General features: G+C 51.7%; 1 protein-coding gene and 2 pseudogenes. 2 read left to right on the top strand and 1 reads right to left on the bottom strand.

All coding sequences use genetic code 11. The features are described from left to right. A partial coding sequence (locus BHE85_RS27640) for a hypothetical protein (RefSeq protein ID WP_242412326.1) occupies positions 1 to 132 on the top strand: 132 nt, incomplete at its 5' end. 179 nt (positions 133 to 311) lie between these two features. On the opposite strand, the pseudogene BHE85_RS27630 reads toward BHE85_RS27640, so the two are convergent. Beyond that, positions 312 to 434: pseudogene (locus BHE85_RS27630) on the bottom strand (DUF4376 domain-containing protein); the annotation flags it as partial. A 55-nt stretch (positions 435 to 489) separates the two neighbouring features. On the opposite strand from BHE85_RS27630, the pseudogene BHE85_RS16855 reads away from it, so the two are divergent. After that, positions 490 to 789: pseudogene (locus tag BHE85_RS16855) on the top strand (transposase); the annotation flags it as partial.

Raw genomic sequence — 789 nt, 5'->3', positions numbered from 1 at the left:
GATGCGGATGCGGAGAGGGAAGCCGGTGCACAGGTGATGCGTGAGACTGAACAGCAGATTTACCGTCAGCTGACTGACGAGGTACTGGCCCTGCGATTGCCTGAAAACGGCTCACAACTGCACCATTCATAATCACATCGCATAAACCACAGACCGGACTGACTCCGGAAAAACAGAGGCCCGCCCCCGGGCCTCCCCGGATTCATCCGTTTCCCTGTTCAGCCTGACAGCACGCCCCCGCGGCCGGATGACAGACTCCGCTTCGGTAAGCAAAGCGGTCTTCTGTGATTCCGCCAGTTGCGGCTTATTCATTACTCAACGTCAAACGCCCGAATTGAAGCCAAATCATCCAGACCGCTCAGCTCCTCTTTCATTTCACGCTGACGGCGATAAATCTCATCGTTGCGATCGACCTGCGCCTGCACTGAGGTAGCCTGAGTTTAACGGACACTCCTTCCTGAAATAGAATGGCATCAGAAGGAGCTAATAATGAGCAGAAAAAACCAACGTTACTCTAAAGAGTTCAAAGCCGAAGCTGTCAGAACGGTTCTTGAAAATCAACTTTCGATCAGTGAAGGCGCTTCCCGATTATCCCTTCCTGAAGGCACTTTAGGACAATGGGTTACCGCCGCCAGAAAAGGGCTCGGTACTCCTGGTTCCCGCACGGTGGCTGAACTGGAATCTGAAATTCTGCAACTGCGTAAGGCGTTAAATGAAGCTCGCCTTGAGCGAGATATATTAAAAAAGCAACAGCGTATTTTGCACAGGAGTCGCTGAAAAATACGCGTT

The organism is Shigella sp. FC1567, assembly GCF_001743015.1.
Lineage (GTDB): Bacteria > Pseudomonadota > Gammaproteobacteria > Enterobacterales > Enterobacteriaceae > Escherichia > Escherichia coli.
The sequence above is the reverse complement of the archived record's forward strand: the minus strand, read 5'-3'. Positions and strand labels throughout refer to the sequence as shown.